Annotated in this window: 22 protein-coding genes; 18 read left to right on the top strand and 4 right to left on the bottom strand. The window is 62.6% G+C overall.

The features are described from left to right. The first annotated feature begins 4 nt into the window (after positions 1-4). The 5 genes from BG60_RS18780 (at position 5) to BG60_RS18760 (ending at position 5223) form a co-directional block, all read left to right on the top strand. Positions 5-1117, top strand: coding sequence for a YbdK family carboxylate-amine ligase (locus BG60_RS18780; RefSeq protein WP_008352412.1), 1113 nt, complete (start codon positions 5-7; stop codon positions 1115-1117). A 731-nt stretch (positions 1118-1848) separates the two neighbouring features. Further along, on the top strand, positions 1849-2493 hold the full coding sequence (locus BG60_RS18775; RefSeq protein ID WP_008352413.1) for a MarR family winged helix-turn-helix transcriptional regulator: 645 nt from the start codon (positions 1849-1851) through the stop codon (positions 2491-2493). A 153-nt stretch (positions 2494-2646) separates the two neighbouring features. After that, a complete protein-coding gene (locus tag BG60_RS18770; protein WP_008352414.1) occupies positions 2647-3369 on the top strand; it encodes a glutamine amidotransferase in 723 nt (240 codons plus the stop codon). Between the two features lie 91 nt (positions 3370-3460). Continuing rightward, positions 3461-4573, top strand: coding sequence for an NADH:flavin oxidoreductase/NADH oxidase (locus BG60_RS18765; RefSeq protein WP_008352415.1), 1113 nt, complete (start codon positions 3461-3463; stop codon positions 4571-4573). Positions 4574-4701: 128 nt separating this feature from the next. After that, the gene (locus BG60_RS18760; RefSeq protein WP_075583516.1) at positions 4702-5223 is read left to right on the top strand and encodes an SET domain-containing protein; all 522 of its coding nucleotides are present in this window, start codon (positions 4702-4704) and stop codon (positions 5221-5223) included. Between the two features lie 50 nt (positions 5224-5273). Here BG60_RS18760 and BG60_RS18755 read toward each other — a convergent pair whose 3' ends face one another. Then, complete coding sequence (locus BG60_RS18755) at positions 5274-6728, bottom strand: sensor histidine kinase (RefSeq protein WP_033536470.1); 1455 nt, start codon at positions 6726-6728, stop codon at positions 5274-5276. Between the two features lie 80 nt (positions 6729-6808). Beyond that, positions 6809-7495: a response regulator transcription factor gene (locus BG60_RS18750; RefSeq protein ID WP_008352418.1), complete on the bottom strand. Its 687-nt coding sequence runs from the start codon at positions 7493-7495 to the stop codon at positions 6809-6811. A 178-nt stretch (positions 7496-7673) separates the two neighbouring features. On the opposite strand from BG60_RS18750, the gene BG60_RS18745 reads away from it, so the two are divergent. Both BG60_RS18745 and BG60_RS18740 read left to right on the top strand, forming a co-directional pair. After that, positions 7674-7904 (top strand): DUF3717 domain-containing protein, encoded by a 231-nt coding sequence (locus tag BG60_RS18745; protein WP_008352420.1) that lies wholly within the window; start codon positions 7674-7676, stop codon positions 7902-7904. 249 nt (positions 7905-8153) lie between these two features. Further along, entirely contained in the window at positions 8154-8660 is a 507-nt protein-coding gene (locus BG60_RS18740) for an Lrp/AsnC family transcriptional regulator (protein WP_008352422.1), read from the top strand. Here the strand turns inward: BG60_RS18740 and BG60_RS18735 are convergent. Beyond that, positions 8615-9148: a class IV adenylate cyclase gene (locus BG60_RS18735; protein WP_008352423.1), complete on the bottom strand. Its 534-nt coding sequence runs from the start codon at positions 9146-9148 to the stop codon at positions 8615-8617. The two genes, BG60_RS18740 and BG60_RS18735, sit on opposite strands and share 46 nt — an antisense overlap. A 106-nt stretch (positions 9149-9254) precedes the next feature. After that, positions 9255-10157 carry a LysR family transcriptional regulator gene (locus BG60_RS18730; RefSeq protein WP_008352425.1) on the bottom strand — a complete coding sequence of 301 codons (903 nt, stop codon included), beginning with the start codon at positions 10155-10157 and terminating at the stop codon, positions 9255-9257. Positions 10158-10288: 131 nt separating this feature from the next. On the opposite strand from BG60_RS18730, the gene BG60_RS18725 reads away from it, so the two are divergent. The 11 genes from BG60_RS18725 to BG60_RS18675 all read left to right on the top strand — a co-directional run bounded on the left by BG60_RS18725 (position 10289) and on the right by BG60_RS18675 (position 23904). Then, positions 10289-11965 carry a GMC family oxidoreductase gene (locus BG60_RS18725; protein WP_008352427.1) on the top strand — a complete coding sequence of 559 codons (1677 nt, stop codon included), beginning with the start codon at positions 10289-10291 and terminating at the stop codon, positions 11963-11965. 348 nt (positions 11966-12313) lie between these two features. Beyond that, positions 12314-13093, top strand: a complete 780-nt coding sequence (locus tag BG60_RS18720) for an ABC transporter ATP-binding protein (protein ID WP_008352429.1) — start codon at positions 12314-12316, stop codon at positions 13091-13093. Next, positions 13090-13851: an ABC transporter ATP-binding protein gene (locus BG60_RS18715; RefSeq protein WP_008352430.1), complete on the top strand. Its 762-nt coding sequence runs from the start codon at positions 13090-13092 to the stop codon at positions 13849-13851. Before BG60_RS18720 ends, BG60_RS18715 begins: the two co-directional genes overlap by 4 nt. A gap of 78 nt (positions 13852-13929) precedes the next feature. Further along, entirely contained in the window at positions 13930-15150 is a 1221-nt protein-coding gene (locus BG60_RS18710) for an ABC transporter substrate-binding protein (protein ID WP_008352431.1), read from the top strand. 96 nt (positions 15151-15246) lie between these two features. After that, positions 15247-16131 (top strand): branched-chain amino acid ABC transporter permease, encoded by an 885-nt coding sequence (locus BG60_RS18705; protein ID WP_008352432.1) that lies wholly within the window; start codon positions 15247-15249, stop codon positions 16129-16131. After that, positions 16131-17102, top strand: a complete 972-nt coding sequence (locus BG60_RS18700; protein ID WP_008352433.1) for a branched-chain amino acid ABC transporter permease — start codon at positions 16131-16133, stop codon at positions 17100-17102. Before BG60_RS18705 ends, BG60_RS18700 begins: the two co-directional genes overlap by 1 nt. A gap of 520 nt (positions 17103-17622) precedes the next feature. Next, positions 17623-18789, top strand: coding sequence for an ABC transporter substrate-binding protein (locus BG60_RS18695; protein ID WP_033536459.1), 1167 nt, complete (start codon positions 17623-17625; stop codon positions 18787-18789). 237 nt (positions 18790-19026) lie between these two features. Further along, on the top strand, positions 19027-20199 hold the full coding sequence (locus BG60_RS18690) for an ABC transporter substrate-binding protein (RefSeq protein ID WP_008352435.1): 1173 nt from the start codon (positions 19027-19029) through the stop codon (positions 20197-20199). Between the two features lie 126 nt (positions 20200-20325). Continuing rightward, on the top strand, positions 20326-21381 hold the full coding sequence (locus BG60_RS18685; protein WP_008352437.1) for a branched-chain amino acid ABC transporter permease: 1056 nt from the start codon (positions 20326-20328) through the stop codon (positions 21379-21381). A 4-nt stretch (positions 21382-21385) separates the two neighbouring features. Continuing rightward, the gene (locus BG60_RS18680; RefSeq protein ID WP_008352439.1) at positions 21386-23158 is read left to right on the top strand and encodes a branched-chain amino acid ABC transporter ATP-binding protein/permease; all 1773 of its coding nucleotides are present in this window, start codon (positions 21386-21388) and stop codon (positions 23156-23158) included. Then, entirely contained in the window at positions 23158-23904 is a 747-nt protein-coding gene (locus tag BG60_RS18675) for an ABC transporter ATP-binding protein (RefSeq protein ID WP_008352441.1), read from the top strand. Before BG60_RS18680 ends, BG60_RS18675 begins: the two co-directional genes overlap by 1 nt. Positions 23905-24000: the final 96 nt, after the last annotated feature.

Genomic DNA, 24000 nt, shown 5'->3' with positions numbered 1-24000 from the left:
CGCCATGGCACTCGAACCTTTCATCAACTCCGAACCGTTCACGTTCGGCGTCGAGCTGGAGATCCAGGTCGTCAACACGCATGACTACGATCTGACGCGCGCCGCGTCGGACCTCATGCGTCTCATCAAGGACGAAAAGATTCCGGGCAACATCACGCCCGAAATAACCGAAAGCATGATCGAGCTGTCGACCGGCATCTGCACGACGCACGAGCAGGCCGTGACCGATCTGCGCAAGATCCGCGACGTGCTCGTCGCCGCGGCGGACCAGCTGAACGTCGGGCTTGCGGGCGGCGGCACGCATGCGTTCCAGCAATGGAGCGATCGCCAGATCTATGACGCGCCGCGCTTTCAGTACATTTCCGAGCTGTACGGATACCTTGCCAAACAGTTCACGGTGTTCGGGCAGCACGTACATATCGGCTGTCCCGATCCGAACAGCGCGCTCTTCCTGCTGCATGCGATGTCGCGCTACATCCCGCATTTCATCGCGCTTTCGGCGTCGTCGCCTTACATTCAGGGCGTCGATACGGGCTTTCACTCGGCGCGTCTGAACTCGGTATTCGCTTTTCCGCTGTCGGGACGCGCGCCCTTCGTGCTGACCTGGGACGGCTTCGAGGAATATTTCTCGAAGATGGTCAACACGGGCGTCGTCAATAGCATGAAGGACTTCTACTGGGACATCCGGCCGAAGCCCGGCTTCGGCACGATCGAAGTGCGCGTGATGGACACGCCGCTGTCCGTCGACCGTGCCGCGGCGATCGCCTGCTACATCCAGACGCTCTCGCGCTATCTGCTGCTGGACAAGCCGCTGACGCCGCGGGAGGACGACTATCTGGTCTACACGTTCAACCGCTTCGAGGCGTGCCGCTTCGGGCTGGAAGGCACCTGCATCCATCCGCAGACGGGCGAGCGGCAGACCATCGGCGAGGACATTCTGGCAACGCTCGACGTGCTCGCGCCGCACGCCGAAGCGCTCGGCTCGCAGGCCGCGCTGGCGGAAGTCGCGGACATCGCGCGCGGCGTGAACGACGCGACGTGGCTGCGCGGCGTGGTCGACAAGGAGAAGTCGCTGCACGAGGCAGTCAGACAGCAATGTCTGCAATGGCGTCGATAACGCAGCGCTTACGCTTACGCTGATGCTCAGCGAATCATGACGAAAGGCCGCTTCGAACTATTCCGAAGCGGCCTTTGTTTTTGAGCCGAATGAAACATGTGCTTGACGAGCAACGGGAATAACGCGCTCACGGCAACGTTTGAAAAAGAACCGATTCGACGTCGCTAAGGTTTACTTCGAAGAATCCGTATACATCCGTAATAGTAGTTAACAAGGCCTGCGCGTCGCTGTGGAAAACGTCAAAAAGAGGTTCAGAGTCAACGTGCTAGCGCGATGATAACCATGTGGATCATGCGCTCGTCGCGATACGAAATTCTGGACAACCGAAGGGCGTGCGACGCGCCGGCAGTGTTATCAAGAATACGTCCACAAACAAAGAAGACGTTTTTCCACGGGTTATCCACAGTTCTGCGTGGATAATTAAGGTGTACGTTTGTTCTAGGTCGCTTAGAATGGCGACTTTGCTGGCGTAGCGTTATAGTCGGCAGGAAAACAGCGCCACGAGCAGGACCATAAGAAGGCGCAAAACGAAGAGGGTTGCAATGTCCCCAATCAGGCACCGCTAATTGGCTTGGCACGCCTGAATTTTGAGACGGCGGGGACCGAGAACGAAGTGCAGTTCGCAAGGGGTTCGGAGTACTCTTCTGCGGACGGCGTTTCGGACGAGGTGTTCGCGGCGGTCGGCGCGAACGTGCCGTCAAACACATAAGCGGAACAACAAGCGAAAGACTATGAGTGAAGGCGTTTACGGAGAGCAGGCGACGGGGCGGGTGACCCACGGCCTGCTGAGGCTGAGCACCGCGATGCGCAGCCAGGCATGGGAATGGGCGGAAGGCGCGGGGCTGACGCCGACCCAGGGTGAAATTCTCGTTCTGCTGATGCAGCGCAAGGGGCCGATGCGCCTCGGCGAGATCGCGCGTGAAACGGCGTTGACCGCCGCCACGACGAGCGATGCGGTGAGCACGCTCGAAGGCAAGGGTCTCGTCGAAAAGCGCCGCGCGCTCGACGATGGCCGCGCGCTCGCGGTTCGTCTGACCGCGCGTGGCCGCACGGCCGCGAAGAAGGCGCTGCAATGGCCGGACTTCCTCGCGAAGGCGGTCGGCACGCTGCGCGAGGACGAGCAGGTTGCGTTCTACCGCACGCTGCTCAAGACCATCCGTCAGCTCGAATCGCAACAGCAGATTCCGGCGCACCGCATGTGTCTGTCCTGCTCGCACTTCGAAGCGAGCAAGAATCCGAAGAAGACGCCGCATCACTGCTCGCTTCTTCAGATCGACATGGCGGACACCGATCTGCGTCTCGACTGTTCGGTATACGAAGAAGCCGACGTTGCCACGCAGAAGAAAAGCTGGAAGGTCTTCGCCCAGGTCGCCTGATCCGGGCGGACGGCGTACAAGCCATTGGGCGTCATCCGGCGCTGTGGGGCCGCGGCGAGTCGGTTAGACTGTGCCCGTCGCGCCTCACCGCGAGGCGCGGCTCGTCACAACTTCGTTCCGGGCCACACGCGCTCGACCTACGGAAAGCCGCCGATGAAACATGAAGTCCTGGCGATTCGCCACGTCTATTTCGAAGATCTGGGCAGCCTCGAACTCGTGCTCGGCGATCGCGGCCTGCCGGTGCGGTATCTGGACGTCGGGCGCGGGCGCATCGATGCGCCCAATCCGCTCGATCCTTCCTTGCTCGTCGTTCTCGGCGGTCCGATCGGGGCTTTTGAAGACGCGCACTATCCGCATCTCGCGCCGCTGCTTTCGATGCTCGAAAAGCGCATCGCGGCGGGCTTGCCGACCATCGGCATCTGTCTCGGCTCGCAACTGATCGCGCGCGCGCTCGGCGCGCGGGTGTATCCGTCGGGGAAGCTGGAGCTCGGCTGGTCGCCGCTCACGCTGACCGACGCGGGACGCGCGTCCGCGCTGCGGCATCTCGAAGCCGAAGGCGCGTCCGTGCCCGTCTTTCACTGGCACGGCGATACCTTCGATCTCCCCGAGGACGCGACGCTGCTCGCATCGACAGATATGTGCGCGCATCAGGCGTTCACCTGGGGCGAGCACGTGCTCGCGCTGCAGTGTCATCCGGAAGTGCTCGTCGAGCGCTTCGAGAGCTGGCTCGTCGCCTATCCGGGCGATGTCGCGAAAAGTGGCACGACGGTCGCCGCGTTGCGCGAGGAAACCGCGCGTCACGGCGCGAAGCTCGAACGCGCCGCCCGCGCGATGTTCGGCGAGTGGCTCGATCGCTTCACCGTGGATGCGCGCTGAACGTGTGATGGTATGAGCCATCGGCGTTTCTGCGTGTCGTGAAGGGCGGTGCTATTCTCGATCGCTTCATTTCCATCGACGAGTCACCGCCATGAGCGCGTTGTTCACACCCACGACCCTACGCGGTCTCGAACTTCCGAACCGCATCTTCGTATCGCCGATGTGCCAGTACTCCGCCGAGCGCGGCGAGGCCACGGCATGGCACATGATCCATCTCGGCCAGCTCGCGTTGTCGGGCGCGGGCATGCTGTTCATCGAGGCGACGGCCGTCGAGCCGGACGGACGCATCACGGCGGGCGATCTCGGTCTCTGGGACGATGTCACCGAAGCCGCGCTGCGTCCCGTGCTCGCCGCCATCCGCCAGTATTCGAAGATCGCGGTGACGATGCAGTTGTCTCACGCGGGCCGCAAGGCATCGAGCCGCAAGCCGTGGGAAGGGGGAGCGCTGGTTTCCGTCGCCGATGGCGGGTGGATGACTTACGCGCCGTCGTCCGTTCCGCATAAGCCCGAAGAAACGCCGCCGCTCGCGCTCGACGCCGCCGGTCTCCTCCGCGTGAAGGAAGCGTTCGTCGCGTCGGCGAAGCGGGCTGCGCGCCTCGGCATCGACGGCATCGAAGTGCATTGCGCGCATGGTTATCTGCTGCATCAGTTTCTGTCGCCGATTGCCAATCAGCGCACCGACGAATACGGCGGCTCGCTCGAAAACCGCATGCGCTATCCGCTCGAAATCTTCGATGCCGTGCGCGCCGCGTTCCCGGCCGACAAACCCGTCGGCGTGCGCGTTTCGGCGACCGACTGGGTCGAAGGCGGTTGGAGCATCGAAGACACGATCGCGTTCGCAGCGGAGTTGAAGAAGCGCGGCGTCGACTGGGTCGATGTATCGTCGGGCGGCGTTTCGCCGTTGCAGAAGATTCCGTTGTCGTCGGGCTATCAGGTGCCGTTTGCGCAGGCCGTGAAGGAAGCGACGGGCGTGAACACTGTCGCCGTCGGACTGATTACGGAGGCGAAGGAAGCAGAAGAAATCGTGGCGAGCGGCAAGGCGGACTACGTCGCGATGGCGCGCGCGATGCTCTACGATCCGCGCTGGCCGTGGCACGCCGCCGCCGAGCTCGGCGCGACCGTCACGGCGCCGCCGCAGTACTGGCGCTCGCAGCCGCGCGACCAGAAGAACCTCTTTGGCGAGATCACAATCGGCCAGCGCTGAAACGTTGCGCGCATCGCCCGGACGGTTGAGCAGACGCGCGCCGGGAGTGTAGGATACCGGTGTGTTGGACGCGAGCGTTCAACGAGCGAACGCGGCGGCATCGAAGCCACCGCGTTTTTTTTGTCCCGATGTTCATCCCCGATCGCGCGGGAGCGAAGCGTTATTTAAGGATTCGTTCGATGAGTTCACGCAGGGTCACCGTTCGCCGCTCCGGTGTGCACGGTAAAGGCGTGTTTGCCGTGAAGCCGATCGCCGCCGGCGAGAAGGTGATGGAGTACAAGGGCGAGCGCATTTCGTGGAAGGAAGCGCTGCGCCGCCATCCGCACAATCCCGACGAGCCGAATCACACGTTCTACTTCGCACTCGACGATGGCCGCGTGATCGACGGCAAGATCGAAGGCAACAGCGCGAAGTACATCAATCATTCGTGCGCGCCGAATTGCGAGGCCGAGGAAGTCGAAGGGCGCGTGTTCATCCACGCGCTGCGCGACATCGAGGCGGATGAAGAGCTGAATTACGACTACGGTCTCGTCATCGACGGCCGCATCACCAAGAAGCTCAAGAAAGAATACGAATGCCGATGCGGCGCGAAGAAATGCCGCGGCACGATGCTCGCGCTGAAAGAAGAGAAGGCGAAAAAGAAGAAGTAAGCCGCGCTTAAGACCGGACAGAGCCACGGACCGAAACCCGTGGCTCTTTTTTATTCCGCCGCCGGTTTGTCTTCCTTCAGCGGCATGCGCACGATGAAGCGCGCGCCGCCTTCGGGCGCATCTTCGTAATGCACCGTGCCGCCGTGCAGCACCATGATGTCGTGAACGATCGCGAGTCCGAGGCCCGCGCCGCCTTCGACGTTTTGCCCGTCGCCGCGGAAAAAGCGCTTGAAGAGATCGCCTTGCTGATCCGGCGGCACGCCTGGTCCGTTGTCTTCCACGACGACTTCGCCGAAGCGCCGGCCGTTCGCGTCGCTCCATTCCGTGACCGACATCGTGATGCGCGCGCCTTCGATGCGAAACGGCGGAATGTACTTGAGCGCGTTGTCGATCAGATTCGCGAGCACCTCACGCGCGAGCACGACATTGCCGCGCACGATCAGCGGATGTTCGTTCTCGGGATCGTCGAGGCGCTGAAAACCGAGATCGACGTGTGCGGCGAGGGCGCGCGGCACCCATTCCGCGCCGGTATCGAACGCGAGCGCGGCCAGATCGAAATCGGAAAAGCGCGCCGCCTGTTCGCCCGGCTCGGCGCGCGCGAGCGAAAGCAATTGATTCGACAGCCGCACCGCGCGATCCGCCGATGCGCGCAATTCCTTCACCGCTTCGACGGCCTTCGCGGGATCGCGCGAACTGAGCGCCTGCTCGGCGTGCAGCTTGACCGCCGTCAGCGGCGTGCGCAGTTGATGCGCGGCATCGGCGATGAACTTGCGTTGCGCATCGAGCGCGCTTTGCAGGCGCACGAGCAGGCCGTTCATCGCGCTCGTGAGCGGGCGGATTTCGCTCGGCACGTAAGTCTCGTCGACAGGTTCGAGCGAGATGTGCGTCTGCTGATTGAGCGCGTCGGCGAGATCGGTGAGCGGGTTCAACTGCTGATTCACGACGCGCCACACGATCACCCATCCGGCGAGCAGCAGCAACAGCAGCGGCATCATGATCGCGATGAGAAATTCGACCGCGATCCGATATCGCGAACCCACGCGTTGCGCCACTTCGACGACGATCGGATTGCCCGTCGGCTGCGGCACGCGCACTTGCGCCGCGCGCACGGAGACGCCCTCGAAGTGCGTCTCGAAGACGTACGCGTAGTGAATGCGCCGCACGTTGGTGCCGGTGAGCGGCAGATCGGGTTCCCCGGCGATTTCCTCATCGCCCGTGCTGATGCGGTAGATGAGTTGCTCGACGGGGTCCGAGAACATCGCCTGCGCGAGCGGCGGCACGGTGACGGGCGCATCGACGCCGGCGAGCTGGATCTGCTTGGAGATGGCCGTCGCGAGATCCGCGAGCGAGCGGTCGACGACGTGCTGCGTGTATTGCCACGCGAGCCAGTAGGCCATGAGGCCGGACATCAGCGCGAGCAGGGACAGCGGCGCGGCGAGGCGGCGCAGGAGCGTGCGCCGCAGACTCGGCGGCGCCGGCGTCTCGGCGGCTTTCGACCGCGCCAGATCGAGCCAGTCTTCGCGGGCGAAACGCTGGTCGCCCGCGCGGCGAGTGGGAAATCGCAAGGCGTTTTACGGCAGAAGCGTTACGCCGCTTGCCGGATCTCCTGAAGCAGATAGCCGAAGCCGCGCACCGTCACGATTTCCACGCGCGTGTTCTCGAGTTTCTTGCGCACGCGATGCACATACACTTCGATGGCCGTATCGCCGAGATCGCCGCCGAAGTGCGTCAGATGATCCTGCAACTGCGCCTTGCTCACGACGCGGCCGTGACGCAGCAACAGCATTTCGAGCACGGCGAATTCGCGCGGCGAGAGTTCGAGCGGACGCTCGTCGTTGAAGATGCGGCGATCGACGCCCGACAGGCGCAAGCCGCCGAGCGACACTTCGGGGCGTGGCACGTCGCCGTGCGGGCCGCTGCGTCGCATCACCGCGCGGATACGCGCTTCGAGTTCCTGCGGCTCGAACGGCTTCAGCATGTAGTCGTCGGCGCCGCTGTTCAGGCCTTGCACGCGGTCGTGCAGTTCATCGCGCGCGGTGAGGATGATCACCGGCGTGTGACGATTGCCCTGGCGGAAACGCGAAAGCAGCGTCATGCCGTCGATGCCGGGCAGGCCGAGATCGAGAATGACGAGCTCGTGGCGGTTCTGCGCGAGCGCCTGTTCGGCGAAGATGCCGTCGTGCACCATGTCGACCGTGAAGCCGGATTGTTCGAGGCTGCTTTGAATGCCGCGCGCGATGGGGCGGTCGTCTTCGATCAGAAGGATTCGCATGGAGTCGCTCAAGTACAATGGGTTGAGCTCTAGCGGGCGGGGCGGTCGGCGGCATGGTCACATGCGCGGCGTGCGGCGCGGGCTCGAGCCGGTTCAAAACTCACATCTCATGCGGCGTGCGCGACCTGTTTTCCTGAAGCCGCGAGCGGCCGTACACCGAATGTATTTCTGCCCGGACATGGCTGTCATCCCGATCCACGAACTCGAAGCCGCGATCAACTACTGGCGCGGCCGCTCCCCGTCGAGCGGCGACGAACTCAGCCTCTGCAAGGAAGCGAGCGCGCTGTCCAGGCCCTATGCGCTGCTGATTGTACAGCGTCAATCCGGGCTGCCGCCCGAGCAACTGGACGACGAGGCTCGCGCCGCCTGGGAAGCTTACGAGCGCTTCAGGAATGGTAGTCGAGACTGAAAGGTAACTGACGATCGAGCTTTCTATTTGCTGTTCGAAGGCTTGCGTTTATGCCGAATTCGCGTCTTTCCGTATGAAATCCGGCCTTTCGCGGTGTCATGGTTGGTAACATGCGCGTTACCTTGTTTGCCGCTGCAAGGAATTCGTAAAACGCGCGCGAAACGGCCCCTTTGCGCAAAGGGTTTGTGAGGGCACCCGCTGCCATGCGATAAAGTCGCATTCATCACGGCTACCGCGCATATCCGCCTCATGCTCGAACTCGATCATTTCGACCTCGCCCTGCTCGACGTGCTTCAACGCTTCGGGCGCGCGACGCATCAGCAACTGGGCGAGCAGGTGCCGCTTTCGCCGTCGCAGATCGGGCGGCGCCTGCAGCGCCTCGAAGCGACGGGCGTGATCGAAGGATATCGGGTGGTGTTGCGGCCCGAAAAGCTCGGCCTGGGCGTGACGGCGTTCACGAGTTTGAAGCTGAAGCATCACGGCGATTCGATCATCGAGCAGTTTCAGCAGCAGATCGAAATGCTGCCCGAAGTGCTCGAATGTCACGCGACCGTCGGCGATGCGGATTACCTGCTGCGCATCGTCGCGCCCGATTTGAACGCGCTTTCAGGCTTCGTCATGAAGAAGCTGATGCGCGTACCGGGCGTCGACAGCGTGCGCTCGAACATCGTGCTGACGACGTTCAAGCGCAACGGTCCGCTGCCGCTTTCTCATCTCGCCGACGACGACGCCTCGGGACTGAGCAAATCGACGTAAGCGAGCGGCACCAGATCGGTCTGCGCCACGCCGAGACGCGCGAACATCGCGTGAGCTTCTTCTTCGCCGCCGGCTTCGTCGTCGTCCTGGCCGAGCACCACTTCCAGCTCGATGAAATCGCCGAGACCGTCCACGCGGTCCAGATGAATGCGCGTGCGCCCGACGAGAAACACATGCCGTTCCTTCGAGACAATGCCGCGCGTCGTCAGCGCCTGCGCGAGCAGCGCGTGCATCGCCTCGGGATTCGTCACCGGGCTGCGCGTGTAGTACGAGACTTTCGGGCCGTCGCGGTCGTCGCGCTGATAAAAGATCAGCTCGGATGGCGTGCCGTCGTCGAACTGGCGCAGCTTGAGGCGTCCGGTGGGCACGTCGTAGAAGAAGTCTTGCTGGCGGAAAACCAGCGGCGCGTCGGGGGCGAGCGCGGCCGCGCGTTCGCGCAGTGCGTCGAACTGATGCGCGCGCGCCTTGATTTCGATGTTGCGTGCCATGAAGACTCCTCGAACACGGTTGGATGTAAAAAAGCGAGCGCCCAGCCTAGCAGACGATCGATGAAGCGCGCTTGAAAGTCCTTGCCCGCGAAGTCGGGATTTGCCCTCAGACGGACCATTGCGCGTCGATCAACCGCAGCGCCGCCGCGATCGCCGGTTCATCGCGACGTTCCGCGAGCGCGACGAAGGACAACTGCGTCGGCACCGTGACGCCTTCGACGATCGTCAGCGCGTGTGCGTGCGCCTGCGCCAGCGCGATCGAATCGCGCGCGAGCGACAGACCGACGCCCGATTTCACGAGATCGAGCATCGACGGCTCCTGATCCACTTCCGCGACGACGAGCGGCATCGCGCCCGCCTCGCGGAAGAGGCGCGACAACAGCCGGTTATGCGCGGATTCCTGCGGCGTCCAGATCCACGGCAGCTTGGCGAGCGCGGCCCAGTTGCGCTTGCCCTTGTTGACGCGGTTGTGCCAGCCCGCCGGCGCAAGCACGCGATACAGAAATGGCGTCAGCCTGACGACGTGAAAGCGCTCGCCGTCGCGCGTGCCGTCGACGGCCGGATCGCCGATGTAATAGCCGACGTCCAGATCACGCGCCCTCACGCGCTCCAGCACCCAGCCCGACATGCCGTGCCGCAATGACGTCTCGATGCGCGGATGCGTCTCCACGAGCTGACGCAAAAATCCGCCGAGCCGCAGAAACTCGGGATCGAGAATCGTGCCGATGCGCAGCGTGCCGCTCACTTCGTGACGCAGCGCAGCAGCGGCGCGCTGCACGTCGGCGGCGGCTGCGAGCGCGCGTTCGGCGTGCGGCAGGAGCGCTTCGCCATCGCGCGTCAGCAAAAGTCCGTGCGACGTTCGCGAAAACAGGACGACGCCCAGCATCTCCTGCAGATTCTTGATCTGCAGGCTGACGGCCGGCTGCGTCAGATGCAGTTGCGCCGCCGCGCGCGTGAGGTTGCCTTCGCGTGCAACGGTGATGAAGGCGCGCAGAAGAATGTAGTCCATCGGCTGATATTAAAGCTTCTTATATCCCAGTTGAACATATCTGATTGGATTCGCAAGCGCATCCCGCAGTACGCTCGGTTGATCTGCAAGCCAAAGACGCCGCACAAGACGGCGCGCCACGGAGACAAGCGATGAAACAGAACGCGCGCAAGCTGGAAGGTGAATTCGACTACATCGTGGTCGGCGCGGGCACGGCCGGTTGCGTGCTCGCGAATCGCCTCACCGAGGATCCCGACGTGAACGTGCTGCTGCTCGAAGCGGGCGGCAAGGACGACTATCACTGGATTCATATTCCGGTCGGCTATCTGTATTGCATCGGCAATCCGCGCACGGACTGGCTTTACAAGACGCAGGCCGAACCGGGCCTGAACGGACGCGCGCTGTCGTATCCGCGCGGGCGCGTGCTCGGTGGATGCTCGTCGATCAACGGCATGATCTACATGCGCGGCCAGCGCGAGGACTACGACGACTGGGCGCATGTCAGCGGCGATCCGAACTGGTCGTGGGATTCCGTGCTGCCCATCTTCAAGCGCAGCGAGGATCATCACGGCGGCGGCAACCAATGGCACGGCGCGGGCGGGGAATGGCGCGTCGAGAAGCAGCGTCTGAAGTGGAAGATTCTCGAAACCTTCGCGAAGGCCGCGCAGCAGAGCGGCATTCCCGCGACCGATGACTTCAATCGCGGCGACAACACGGGCGTCGGTTATTTCGAAGTGAATCAGCGCGGCGGCATTCGCTGGAATGCGGCGAAGGCCTTTCTCCGTGAAGCGATGAAGCGTCCGAACCTCACGACGATCACCGGCGCGCACACGCAACGCCTCGTGTTCGAAGGCGCGCGCTGCGTCGGCGTGGAGTATCGCGGCGGCGATGTCGATTACATCGCGCGCGCGCGATGCGAAGTGATTCTCAGCGCGGGCGCGGTGAATTCGCCGCAGATTCTCGAACTCTCGGGCATCGGCAATGGCGCGCGTCTGCAGCGTCTCGGCATCGATGTCGTGAAGAGTCTGCGCGGCGTCGGCGAAAATCTGCAGGACCACTTGCAATTGCGCATGGCGTACAAGGTCAACGGCGTGCGCACGTTGAACACGTTGTCCGCGCATTGGTGGGGCAAGCTTTTCATCGGCATGCAATACGCGCTGTTGCGTAGCGGCCCGATGTCGATGGCGCCATCGCAGCTCGGCGCGTTCGCGAAGTCCAATCCCGACGATGCATCGATCAAGCGCCCCGACGTGCAGTATCACGTTCAGCCCTTGTCGCTCGAACGCTTCGGCGAACCGCTGCACGCGTTCAATGCGTTCACGGCATCCGTGTGCAATCTGCGGCCGACATCGCGCGGCAGCGTGCATATCGAATCGCCCGATGCCCATGCGGCGCCGCTGATCGCGCCGAATTATCTGTCGACGGACCGCGACCGCGAAGTCGCCGCGAATGCGTTGCGCCTCACGCGGCGCATCGCCGGCGCGCCCGCGCTCGCGCGTTATGCGCCGGAAGAGATCTTGCCCGGCATTCAGTTTCAGACGCAGGAAGAACTCGTCGAAGCGGCGGGCAAGGTCGGCACGACGATCTTTCATCCGGTCGGCACATGCCGCATGGGCACGGACAACGATCCGGGGGCGGTCGTCGACAGCCGCCTGCGCGTGATCGGCGTGCGCGGCCTGCGCGTCGTCGATGCATCGGTGATGCCGACGATCACATCGGGCAATACGAATTCGCCGACGCTGATGATCGCCGAGCGCGCGAGCGACATGATCCGCGAAGACCGGCGCAGCGTCGAAGCGCAGGAAGTGATCGCGACGGCGCTCGCGTGACGTGATGAATGACGTATGCATGACGCGCGCATGACGCTCGATCAGTCATCGCTTATTTGCGCCCTGCATAAGCATTCCCCATGCCCCCATAACGTGCATGCGGCGGGACTCCAAGCAAATCGTTAGTAAGTGCAAATCCCAATGATTGCGCTGCATCATTGGCGCGACAATGGCCCCGGAATTAGTGATGCTCGGCATGCCACGTGCACACTTTGTGCGGCCGCAACAGCGACGCGCGAAGCGAAGCAGTACCGGAATGGAGACAACGTTCGGGTGCGCGCGGAAAGAAAAAATAAGGCGCAGGCGAACAGAGTTTGCCCCAGCGTCTCACTTCGCATGGAAGGGGACATGATTCTCGGCGACACCATTCTTGAAACGCGAGGACTCACGAAGGAATTCAAAGGCTTCACGGCCGTGAATGGCGTGAACCTGCGCGTTCGCCGCGGTTCGATCCATGCGCTGATCGGACCGAACGGCGCAGGCAAGACAACCTGCTTCAACCTGCTCACCAAGTTCCTCGAACCCACTGCGGGCCAGATCGTTTTCAACGGCACGGACATCACGCGCGAGCGGCCGGCGCATATCGCGCGGCGCGGCATCATCCGCTCGTTTCAGATTTCCGCCGTGTTTCCGCATCTGACCGTGCTGCAGAACGTGCGTATCGGCTTGCAGCGGCAACTGGGTACGTCGTTTCATTTCTGGCGCAGCGAGCGTTCTCTCGACGCGCTAAACGACCGCGCGATGGATCTGCTCACGCAAGTCGGCCTCACCGATTTCGCCGATACCAAAACTGTCGAGCTTTCGTACGGCCGCAAGCGCGCGCTGGAGATCGCGACCACGCTGTCGATGGAGCCCGAACTCATGCTCCTCGACGAACCGACGCAAGGCATGGGCCACGAAGACGTCGACCGCGTGACGGCGCTCATCAAGAAAGTATCGGCGGGCCGCACCATCCTGATGGTCGAGCACAACATGAACGTCATCGCGGGCATCTCCGACACCATCACCGTGCTTCAGCGCGGCGAAGTGCTGGCCGAAGGCAGCTACGCGGAAGTGTCGAAGAATCCGCTCGTGATGGAAGCCTACATGGGCAGCGCCGATGCGGCGCTCACCGGAGCGCATGCATGAGTACGATCGTGGAGGAGCGCCGCTCGCGCGAGGCGAACGGCGCGGCGGGCAATGTGCCCGCGCTGGAAATCTCGGGATTGCAGGCGTGGTACGGGGAATCGCACATTCTGCATGGCGTGGACCTCAAGGTGAATCGCGGCGAAGTGGTCACGCTGCTCGGTCGCAACGGCGCGGGCCGCACGACGACGCTGCGCGCCATCATGGGCCTGACCGGGCGCAGGACGGGCTCGATTCGCGTCGCGGGACACGAAACCATCGGGCTCGCCACACACAAGATCGCGCATTACGGGGTCGGCTATTGTCCGGAGGAGCGCGGCATTTTTTCGAGCTTGTCGTGCGAGGAAAACCTGCTGTTGCCGCCGCTCATCGGCAAGCAGAAGGACGCGATGTCGCTCGACGAGATCTATTCGATGTTCCCGAACCTGAAAGAGCGCCGCGCGAGCCAGGGCACGCGTCTTTCGGGCGGCGAACAGCAGATGCTGGCCGTCGCGCGCATTCTGCGCACGGGCGCGAATCTGCTTCTGCTCGATGAAATCTCGGAAGGTCTCGCGCCGGTCATCGTGCAGACACTCGCGCGCATGATCCTCATGCTGAAGTCGCGCGGCTACACGATCGTCATGGTCGAACAGAATTTTCGTTTCGCGGCGCCGCTCGCGGACCGCTTTTACGTGATGGAGCACGGAAACATCGTCGAGCATTTCGGCGCGGGGGAACTCGAAGCGAAGATGCCGGTGCTGCACGAATTGCTCGGGGTGTAATCGATCCCGAACGCGGCACGCCGGAAAGAAGGGCAACACCAGTAACACCGCAACAAATCAAAACTCATGGAGACTGGAATGAAAAAGAAGACCCTCGCGCGCCTCTCTACTCTGTGCTTTGCGGCTGCGGCGGCGAGTGTGGCGGTGATGAGCACGAGCGCCAACGCCGCCGACGGCAACACCGTGAAGATCGGTTTCGTCACCGACATGTCGGGCCTCTACGCGGACATCGACGGCCAGGGCGGCCTCGAAGCCATTCGCATGGCGATCGCGGACTTCGGCGGCAAGGTGAACGGCAAGCCGATCGAACTCGTCTATGCGGATCACCAGAACAAGGCGGATATCGCGGCATCGCGCGCGCGTGAATGGATCGACCGCGACGGCGTGAACGCGATCATCGGCGGCACGAATTCGGCGACGGCGCTCTCGACCGCGCAAGTCGCGGCGGAGAAGAAGACGCCGTACATCAACATCGGCGCGGGCGCGGACAACCTGACCAACGAGCAATGCTCGCCGTACACGGTGCACTACGCGTACGACACGATGGCGCTCGCGAAAGGCACCGGTTCCGCGGTGACGAAGCAGGGCGGCAAGACGTGGTACTTCCTCACCGCCGACTATGCGTTCGGCAAGGCGCTCGAAAAGAATACGGCCGACGTCGTGAAGGCGAACGGCGGCCAGGTGCTCGGCGAAGTGCGTCATCCGCTGTCGGCGTCGGACTTCTCGTCGTTCCTGCTGCAGGCGCAGGGATCGAAGGCGCAGGTGCTCGGCCTCGCGAACGCGGGCGGCGACACGATCAACTCGATCAAGGCCGCGAAGGAATTCGGCATCACCAAGTCGATGAAGATCGCCGCGCTGCTCATCTTCATCAACGATATCCACAGCCTCGGGCTCGAAACGACGCAGGGTCTCGTCCTGACGGACAGCTGGTACTGGAACAAGGATGAGAACACGCGCAAATGGGCGCAGCGCTACTTCGGCAAGATGAAGAAGATGCCGTCGAGCCTGCAGGCAGCGGACTACTCCGCCGTGATGGCCTACCTGAACGCGGTGAAGGCGGCGGGCACGACCGACGGCGACAAGATCATGGCGCAGCTCAAGAAGACGAAGATCGACGACTTCTACGCGAAGGGCTACATCCGCGAAGACGGTTCGATGATTCACGACATGTATCTGATGGAAGTGAAGAAGCCGTCGGAATCGAAGGAGCCGTGGGACTACTACAAGATCACCGCGACGATTCCGGGCGATCAGGCGTTCGGCACGAAGGCGGAGTCGCGCTGCAAGCTCTGGAAGTAAGCGTTCGGCGGTGATTCAGCGCGTTCGCGAGGCGGGCGGCCAAGAGGGCCGCTCGGCCGCCGCAACCGCGTCAACACGTTTCTGACGGCAGGTTCAATGGAAATTTTCGGCATTCCACTCGCCGCGATGATGAGCCAGCTGCTGCTCGGGCTGGTGAACGGCTCGTTCTACGCGATCCTGAGCCTCGGGCTCGCGGTGATCTTCGGCTTGCTCAACGTCATCAACTTCGCGCACGGCGCGCTCTTCATGCTGGGCGCGATGCTCGCATGGATGGGCGCTTCCTACTTCAACGTCCCGTACTGGGCGATGCTCGTGCTCGCGCCCGTCATCGTCGGGCTGTTCGGCGTTTTCGTCGAGCGATCGATGCTGCGCTGGCTCTACAAGCTCGATCATCTCTACGGGCTGCTGCTCACGTTCGGCCTCACGCTCGTGATCGAAGGCGTGTTTCGCTCGATCTACGGTTCGTCGGGGCAGCCTTACGACGTGCCGTCGCTGCTGCAAGGCGCGACCAATCTCGGCTTCATGTTCCTGCCGAACTATCGCGCGTGGGTGGTCGTGGCGTCGCTCGTCGTGTGTTTCGCGACGTGGTTCGTGATCGAGAAGACGCGCGTCGGCGCTTATTTGCGCGCGGGCACGGAGAATCCGAAGCTCGTCGAGGCGTTCGGCGTCAACGTGCCGATGATGATCACGCTCACCTACGGCTTCGGCGTCGCGCTCGCGGCGTTCGCGGGCGTGCTTGCGGCGCCGGTGATTCAGGTGTCGCCGCTGATGGGCCAGTCGATGATCATCACGGTGTTCGCGGTGGTCGTGATCGGCGGCATGGGTTCGATCATGGGCTCGATCCTCACGGGTCTCTTGCTCGGCGTGATCGAAGGCTTGACGCGCGTGTTCTATCCGGAAGCGTCCGCGACGGTCGTCTTCGTCATCATGGCGATCGTGTTGATGATTCGCCCGGCAGGATTCTTCGGCAAGGAAAAATGATGCAGAGAAAAGCGCTCTACGGCCTGTTGCTGATCGGCCTGATCGTGGCGCCGTTCGTCGGCGTGTATCCGCTGTTCATGATGAAAGTGCTGTGCTTCGCGCTCTTCGCAGCCGCGTTCAATTTGCTGATCGGCTATACGGGGCTGCTGTCGTTCGGGCACGCGATGTTCCTCTCTTCCGCGGGCTACGTGGCCGGCTACGCGATCCAGACGCTCAACTTCACGCCGGAGCTCGGCGTGCTCGCGGGCACGGCGGCGGCGACGCTGCTCGGTCTCGTCGCCGGCCTGATCGCGATTCGGCGCCAGGGCATCTACTTCGCGATGGTCACGCTCGCGCTCGCGCAGATGGTGTACTTCGTCTTCCTCCAGGCGCCGTTCACGCATGGCGAAGACGGTCTGCAAGGCGTGCCGCGCGGCAAGCTGTTCAACGCGATCGATCTGGGCAACGACATCACGCTGTATTACGTCGTGCTCGTGGTGATGCTGCTCGCGTTCGCGCTGATCGTGCGCATCGTGCATTCGCCGTTCGGGCAAGTGCTGATCGCGATCAAGGAGAACGAGCCGCGCGCTATTTCGCTCGGCTACGACACGTCGCGCTACAAGCTGCTCGCGTTCGTGCTGTCGGCGGGGCTCGCGGGTTTCGCGGGCGCGACGAAGACGCTCGTGCTCGGCTTCGAAACCCTGGGCGACGCGCACTGGACGATGTCCGGCCTCGTCGTGCTGATGACCCTCGTCGGCGGCATGAGCACGATGTTCGGCCCGCTGCTCGGCGCGGCGATCATCGTCGCGCTGGAAGACCGGCTCGGCGATATCGGCAGCGGCATCGCGCGGCTCACGGGCGTAACGTGGTTCAACTCGCTGGGCGAATCGGTGACGATCGTGACGGGCGTCATCTTCATCGCGTGCGTGCTGGCGTTCCGTCGCGGAATTGTCGGGGAGATCGTTGCGCGGGTTCGGCCGCTGCAAGGCTGAAGCGATTTACTTTGAATTGCGAATTAATTGGGGCTTCGCGAGAAGCGCGCTGTATTGCAAGAAATACGCCCCGTTGAGGTGCTTTTGTGCACCACTAGGGTAAATGCTAGGTTGCCGGGCACTGTTGCGTTCTTTAACATGCGTCCTAGTTCTGTTGCACCCAGATTTTTGAGGTGGAGAACGAGGAGACATGAGGCACGAAGTGCCCGACCGAAAAGCGCTGTTGGATGAGTCCAACAGCGCTTTTTTATTTGCCCGTCGATAATACGAATTAATCCCTCGACGGATTTAAGGCGGGGTTTTCCCGAGGGTTTAGGGATGCGTGCGGCGTCGTCGGAAAAGCGCTGAAAAAACAACGTTCGAAGCCCGGGAAGACCCTTCAAAACGCTTGCTGCCCGGCGCTTTCGTCCGCTAAACTGCATTTCCCGACCCGTCGGTCGGCGATTCGAAGCGGCGCGAATCACGGACATATCCGCAGGCGATTCTTTACGCATAAGCACGATTTACGGGGCGCAAATCAATGAAGTTGGCATTACGCGGAAAGGCGGTCGCAATGGCCGTCGCGGCATTATCGGCGGTAATCAGCAATCAGGTTTTGGCGGACGTGAAAATCGGCGTGACGGTTTCGGCAACGGGCCCGGCGGCGTCGCTTGGCATTCCCGAGAAGAACACCGTTTCGTTGCTTCCGAAGGAGGTCGCCGGGCAGAAGGTGGAATACATCGTTCTCGACGACGCCACCGATTCCACGCAAGCCGTGAAAAACGCGCGCAAGCTGACGAGCGAAGATCATGTCGATGCGCTCGTCGGCTCGACCGTCGTTCCGAACTCGCTCGCGATGACCGACATCGCCGCTGAAACGCACACGCCGATGATCTCGATGGCCGCAGCCGCGAGCATCGTCGAACCGATGGACGCGAAAAAGGCGTGGGTCTTCAAGACGCCGCAGAACGACATTCTGATGGCCACCGCCATCGCGCAGCACATGTCGAATCATGGCGTGAAGACGGTCGCGTTCATCGGCTTCTCCGATGCCTACGGCGAGAGCTGGTTCAAGGAATTCTCGAAAGCGGCCGATCTCGCGAAGCTGAAGATCGTCGCGAACGAGCGCTTCGCGCGCAACGACGCATCGGTGACGGGCCAGGTGCTCAAGACGATGTCGCAGAACGCGGACGCGGTGCTGATCGCGGGCGCGGGCACGCCGGCCGCGCTGCCGCAGAAGACGCTCAAGGAGCGCGGCTACAAGGGCAAGATCTATCAGACGCACGGCGTCGCCAATAACGACTTCCTGCGCGTGTGCGGCAAGGATTGCGAAGGCACGTTCCTGCCCGCCGGACCGCTGCTCGTCGCGGAGCAGTTGCCCGACAGCAATCCCGTGAAGCAGGCCGCGCTCACGTACAAGAAAGCGTATGAAGGCGCCTACGGCGCGGGTTCGGTGTCGACCTTCGGCGGTCACGCTTGGGACGCGGGCCTCATTCTGCAGCGCGCGATTCCCATTGCGCTGAAGAAGGGCCAGCCCGGCACGCCGGCGTTCCGCGAAGCGCTGCGCGCGGCCATCGAAGAGACGAAGAATCTGCCGGCATCGCACGGCATCTTCAACATGAGCCCCAACGATCACTCCGGACTGGACCAGCGCGCGCGCGTGATGGTGGAGATCGTAGGCGGCAAGTGGAAGCTCTCGGGCAACTGACGCAATCGCATGTGAACTGATTCGAAGAACAAAGGCGCGTCGTTTCGAACGCGCCTTTTTTCTGCGCTGTGCAACGAAAGCCCCGACGAAGAAGAGGGCGCAACGGTCAGGGAAAACGAGCCTTGGCACGCAGTATCGCGGTAAATAGATTGGGGCGGCTCTTTGATTGGCCTCGAAAGTCGCATCGATAACAACTCGCAGCAACGCACCGCCAGTGTGCGCGTTTGGAGACAAGCAATGAAAACGAAGAAGGCATGGATCAAGACCGGCATCGCGCTCGCCATCGCGGGCAGCGTGTTCGCGGGCGCGGGCGCGGCGCTCGCGCAAGTGAAGATCGGCGTGACGCTCTCGGCGACGGGACCGGCGGCATCGCTCGGGATTCCCGAGAAAAATACCGTCGCGCTGTTGCCCAAGGAAATCGGCGGGAAGTCGGTCGAATGGATCGTGCTCGACGACGGTTCCGACACGAGCCGAGCCGTGCAGAACACGCGCAAGCTGATCGACGAAGATCACGTCGATGCGATCGTCGGCTCGACCGTGACGCCAAACTCGCTCGCGATGATCGACCCGGCCGCCGCGGGCAAGACGCCGATGATCTCGATGGCCGCCTCGGCCGCGATCATCTCGCCGATGGACGCGAAGAAAGCGTGGGTCTTCAAGACGCCGCAGAACGACGCGCTCATGGCCGACGCGATCGCGAGCTACATGGAGAAGCACGGCGTGAAGACCGTGGGCTTCATCGGCTTCGCCGATGCCTACGGCGACGGCTGGTACAACGTGTTCAACACGGCGGCCACGGCGCACAAGCTGAAGATCGTCACGAACGAGCGCTTCAACCGCACGGACACGTCCGTGACCGGCCAGGTGCTGAAGACGATGGGCGCGAACCCCGACGCGGTGCTGATCGCGGGTGCGGGCACGCCGTCCGCGCTGCCGGCGAAGGCGCTGAAGGAGCGCGGCTACAAGGGCAAGGTCTATCAGACGCACGGCGTCGCCAACAACGACTTCCTGCGCGTGTGTGGCAAGGATTGCGAGGGAGAGATCCTGCCCGCCGGTCCGGTGCTCGTCACCGAGCAATTGCCGGAGAGCAATCCGGTGAAGAAGTCGTCGGCGGCGTACAAGGACGCGTACGAGAAGGCCTACGGCGCGGGTTCGCTGTCGACGTTCGGCGGCCACGCTTGGGACGCCGGGCAGATGCTTCAGCGCGCGATTCCCGAAGCGCTGAAGAAGGGCCAGCCGGGCACGCCGGAGTTCCGCGAAGCGCTGCGCGCGGCGCTCGAAAACCTCAAGGATCTGCCGGTGTCGCACGGCATCATGAACATGACGCCGACCGATCACAACGGCTTCGACAATCGCGCGCGCGTGATGGTGCAGATCGTCGACGGCAAGTGGAAGCTGCTGAACGACTGATGTCGTGGAACGCGCCTACCCGCGCGTTCGTGTTTCTTAATTTCGAGATGATCTCGTAGAACAAGCGGCGCACCGGCAACGGCGCGCCGCTTGACCATGTTTCACAAGAAGCTCCAAAGAGGAAGTATGGACTTATCGATTGCGGCGATCCTCGCGCAGGACGGGATCACCACGGGCGCGATCTACGCGTTGCTCGCGCTCGCGCTGGTGCTCGTGTTCTCCGTGACACGCGTCATTTTCATTCCGCAGGGCGAGTTCGTCGCGTATGGCGCGCTCACGCTGGCCGCGCTGCAGACGCAGAAGCTGCCCGCCACCTGCTATTTGCTCATCGCGATGGGCGTCGGCTGCTTTATCGCCGAACTCGCTGGCATCGTTCGGCATCCTTCGCGATATCACCAGATCGGACGCTTGCTCACCGTCCTGGCCGGCAAGTATCTGCTGTTTCCCGTTGCGGTTTGGGGCATTACGCAAGCCGCTTTTGCGCAGCCTTTGCCGATGTTGGCCCAGATCGCGCTGACGCTTCTCATCGTCGTGCCGATGGGGCCGTTCGTCTATCGCCTCGCCTATGAGCCGATCGCGGAGGCGAGCACGCTGTTGCTGCTGATCGTCGCGGTCGCCGTGCACTTCGCGATGGTCGGCCTCGGGCTCGTGATGTTCGGCGCCGAAGGATCGCGCACGACGGCATTCTCCGACGCCAACTTCAATCTCGGCAGCGTATCGATCTCCGGGCAAAGCCTGTGGGTCGTGGGGACGGCTGTCGTGTTGATCGTCGCGCTGTACTTCTACTTCGATCGCTCGATTTCCGGCAAGGCGTTGCGCGCGACGTCGGTGAATCGTCTGGGCGCGCGGCTCGTGGGCATCGGCACGACACAGGCGGGGCGCCTCGCGTTCACGCTCGCGGCCGGGCTCGGCGCGCTCTGCGGCGTGCTCGTCGCGCCCATCACGACGATCTACTACGACTCGGGCTTTCTGATCGGCCTGAAGGGTTTCGTGGGCGCGATCGTCGGCGGTCTGGTGAGCTATCCGCTCGCGGCGGCGGGGTCGCTGCTCGTGGGTCTGCTCGAATCGTATTCGTCGTTCTGGGCGAGCGCGTACAAGGAGGTGATCGTCTTCACGCTGATTATTCCGGTGCTGCTGTGGCGAAGCCTGGCGAGCCCGCATTCGGATGAGGACGAGGAGTGAGCCGATGAAATTCCGTTCTTTCTGGATCTTTCTGCTGATCGTTTTCGCGTTGCCGATTCTGCCCGGGCCGGTCGCCGTGCCCGAGTACTGGATCACGCTGCTGAACTACATCGGCCTCTATTCGATCGTCGCGATCGGCCTCGTTCTGCTGACGGGCATCGGCGGGATGACGAGCTTCGGCCAGGCTGCGTTTGTCGGCGTGGGCGCATACGCGACGGCCTTCCTGACGACGCGCTATGGCGTCTCGCCGTGGCTCGCGCTCATCGCAGGCGTCGTGCTGACGGCATTTATCGCGCTGCTGCTCGGTCTTATCACCATGCGTCTGTCCGGGCACTTTCTGCCGCTCGGGACGATCGCGTGGGGCCTCTCGCTGTTCTATCTGTTCGGCAACATGGAACTGCTCGGCAAGTACGACGGCATCAATGGGATTCCGGTGCTCAACGTGTTCGGCTGGCAGCTCGAATCGGGGCGCAGCATCTACTACCTGATCTGGGTCGTCGTGCTGCTCGCGGTGATATCTGTTCAGAATCTGCTTAATAGTCGGCCCGGCCGCGCGATTCGCGCATTGCGCGGAGGCGGCACGATGGCCGAGGCGATGGGCGTCAATACTGCGTGGATGCGCGTGGTCATTTTCATCTATGCAGCAGTTCTGGCGGCCATTTCCGGCTTCCTGTACGCGCACTTGCAGCGCGCGGTGAATCCGACGCCGTTCGGGCTGAATCACGGCATCGAGTTCCTGTTCATGGCGGTGGTCGGCGGCGTGTCGCACGTCTGGGGTGCGATTCTCGGTGCGACGATCCTCACCGTTCTGCAGGATTATCTGCAGACGCTTCTGCCCAAGCTGATCGGCGCCAACGGCAACTTTGAGATCATCGTTTTCGGCGTCGTGATGGTTCTGCTGTTGCAATACGCGAGACAGGGCGTATGGCCGTTCGTCGCGCGCATCTTTCCTCGTGGTCCTCGCGCTCAGGTTCCAGATCACGGCGACGCCCTGCCGCAGCGCAGCAAACCCACGGCGGGCGAGCGCTTGCTGGTTGTCGACAAGGCGCGCAAGCAGTTCGGTGGGCTCGTCGCGGTGAATGATGTCAGTTTCGAGGTGAAGGCGGGCGAGATCATCGGTTTGATCGGACCAAACGGCGCAGGCAAATCCACGACGTTCAATCTCGTCACAGGCGTGCTTCAAGCGACGAGCGGCGCGATCAGTTTTCACGGCGAACGCATCGAGAAGCTGACTTCGCGCGAGATCGTCAAACGTGGCATCGGGCGGACGTTTCAACACGTCAAGATGCTGCCGGGGATGACGGTTCTGGAGAACGTCGCGATCGGAGCGCATTTGCGTGGCAATACGGGCGTCTGGCGCAGCGTCGTCCGTCTGAATGCGGCGGAGGAAGCGCGGCTGATGGCGGAGGCCGCGAAGCAGATCAAGCGCGTCGGGCTGGAGAAGCATATTTATAGCGAAGCGGGGAGTCTCGCGCTGGGTCAGCAGCGGATTCTGGAAATCGCCCGCGCGCTGTGCTGCGATCCGACTCTGTTGCTCTTGGACGAACCTGCCGCTGGCTTGCGGTATCAGGAAAAGCTACAACTGGCTGACTTGCTGCGAAAACTTCGCGCCGAAGGGATGAGCATTCTTCTGGTCGAACACGACATGGACTTCGTGATGAATCTGACGGATCGGCTTGTGGTGATGGAGTTCGGCACCAAGATCGCCGAAGGATTGCCGACAGAAGTCCAGAAGGATCCTGCGGTGCTCGAAGCATATTTGGGTGGGGTGGAGTGATGGCAGATCCGATTCTTCAAGTGGACGGCTTGTCGGTACGCTACGGCAAGGTCGAGGCGTTGCACGACGGCAAGCTCACCGTCGGCGCGGGGCAGATCGTTTCCGTCATCGGGCCGAACGGCGCAGGAAAGTCGACGCTGCTTAACGCGATCATGGGTGCGCTGCCGCAGACGGGGCATTCGAAGGGCGTTGTGCGATATCTTGGAGAAGATATCTCTGCGTTACCGATTGAGCGTCGTGTCGCACGTGGAATGTGCCTGGTGCCGGAAAAACGCGAGCTATTCGCGACGATGGCGGTAGAGGACAACCTCGTGCTCGGCGCTTATCGGCGTAAGAAGGCAGGCGAACGGAATTACCTTGATCAGCTCGATCATGTGTTTCAGCTTTTCCCGCGACTGAAGGAACGGCGGAAGCAAGCGGCCGGAACCTTGTCGGGTGGAGAGCGGCAGATGCTGGCGGTGGGTCGCGCGCTGATGGGTAAGCCGCAACTTCTCATGCTCGACGAGCCGAGCCTCGGGCTGGCGCCGCTGATCGTCAGGGAGATTTTCCATATCATCAGCGCTCTGCGTCAGACGGGCGTTGCCACGCTGCTGATTGAACAAAATGCACGCGCGGCGCTGCAAATCTCCGACTACGGCTATGTTCTCGAGACGGGTGAGTTTGCCCTCGAAGGGAACGCCGATGCGCTTCAACACAATCCCCAAGTTATCGAGACTTATCTTGGCCTGACGAAGAAGGTGGCTTAGACGCCACAACGGCGGTGCCCACCGATGGCGTGTTTCACGTGAAACACGCCATTTTTTTCGTCGCGGGCCGTTCGAGCGAATTCGAGGGCGGGAAGA

Origin of the sequence: Caballeronia zhejiangensis, assembly GCF_000698575.1 — a bacterium.
GTDB lineage: Bacteria > Pseudomonadota > Gammaproteobacteria > Burkholderiales > Burkholderiaceae > Caballeronia > Caballeronia zhejiangensis.
This window is presented reverse-complemented; position numbering and strand designations above follow the sequence as displayed.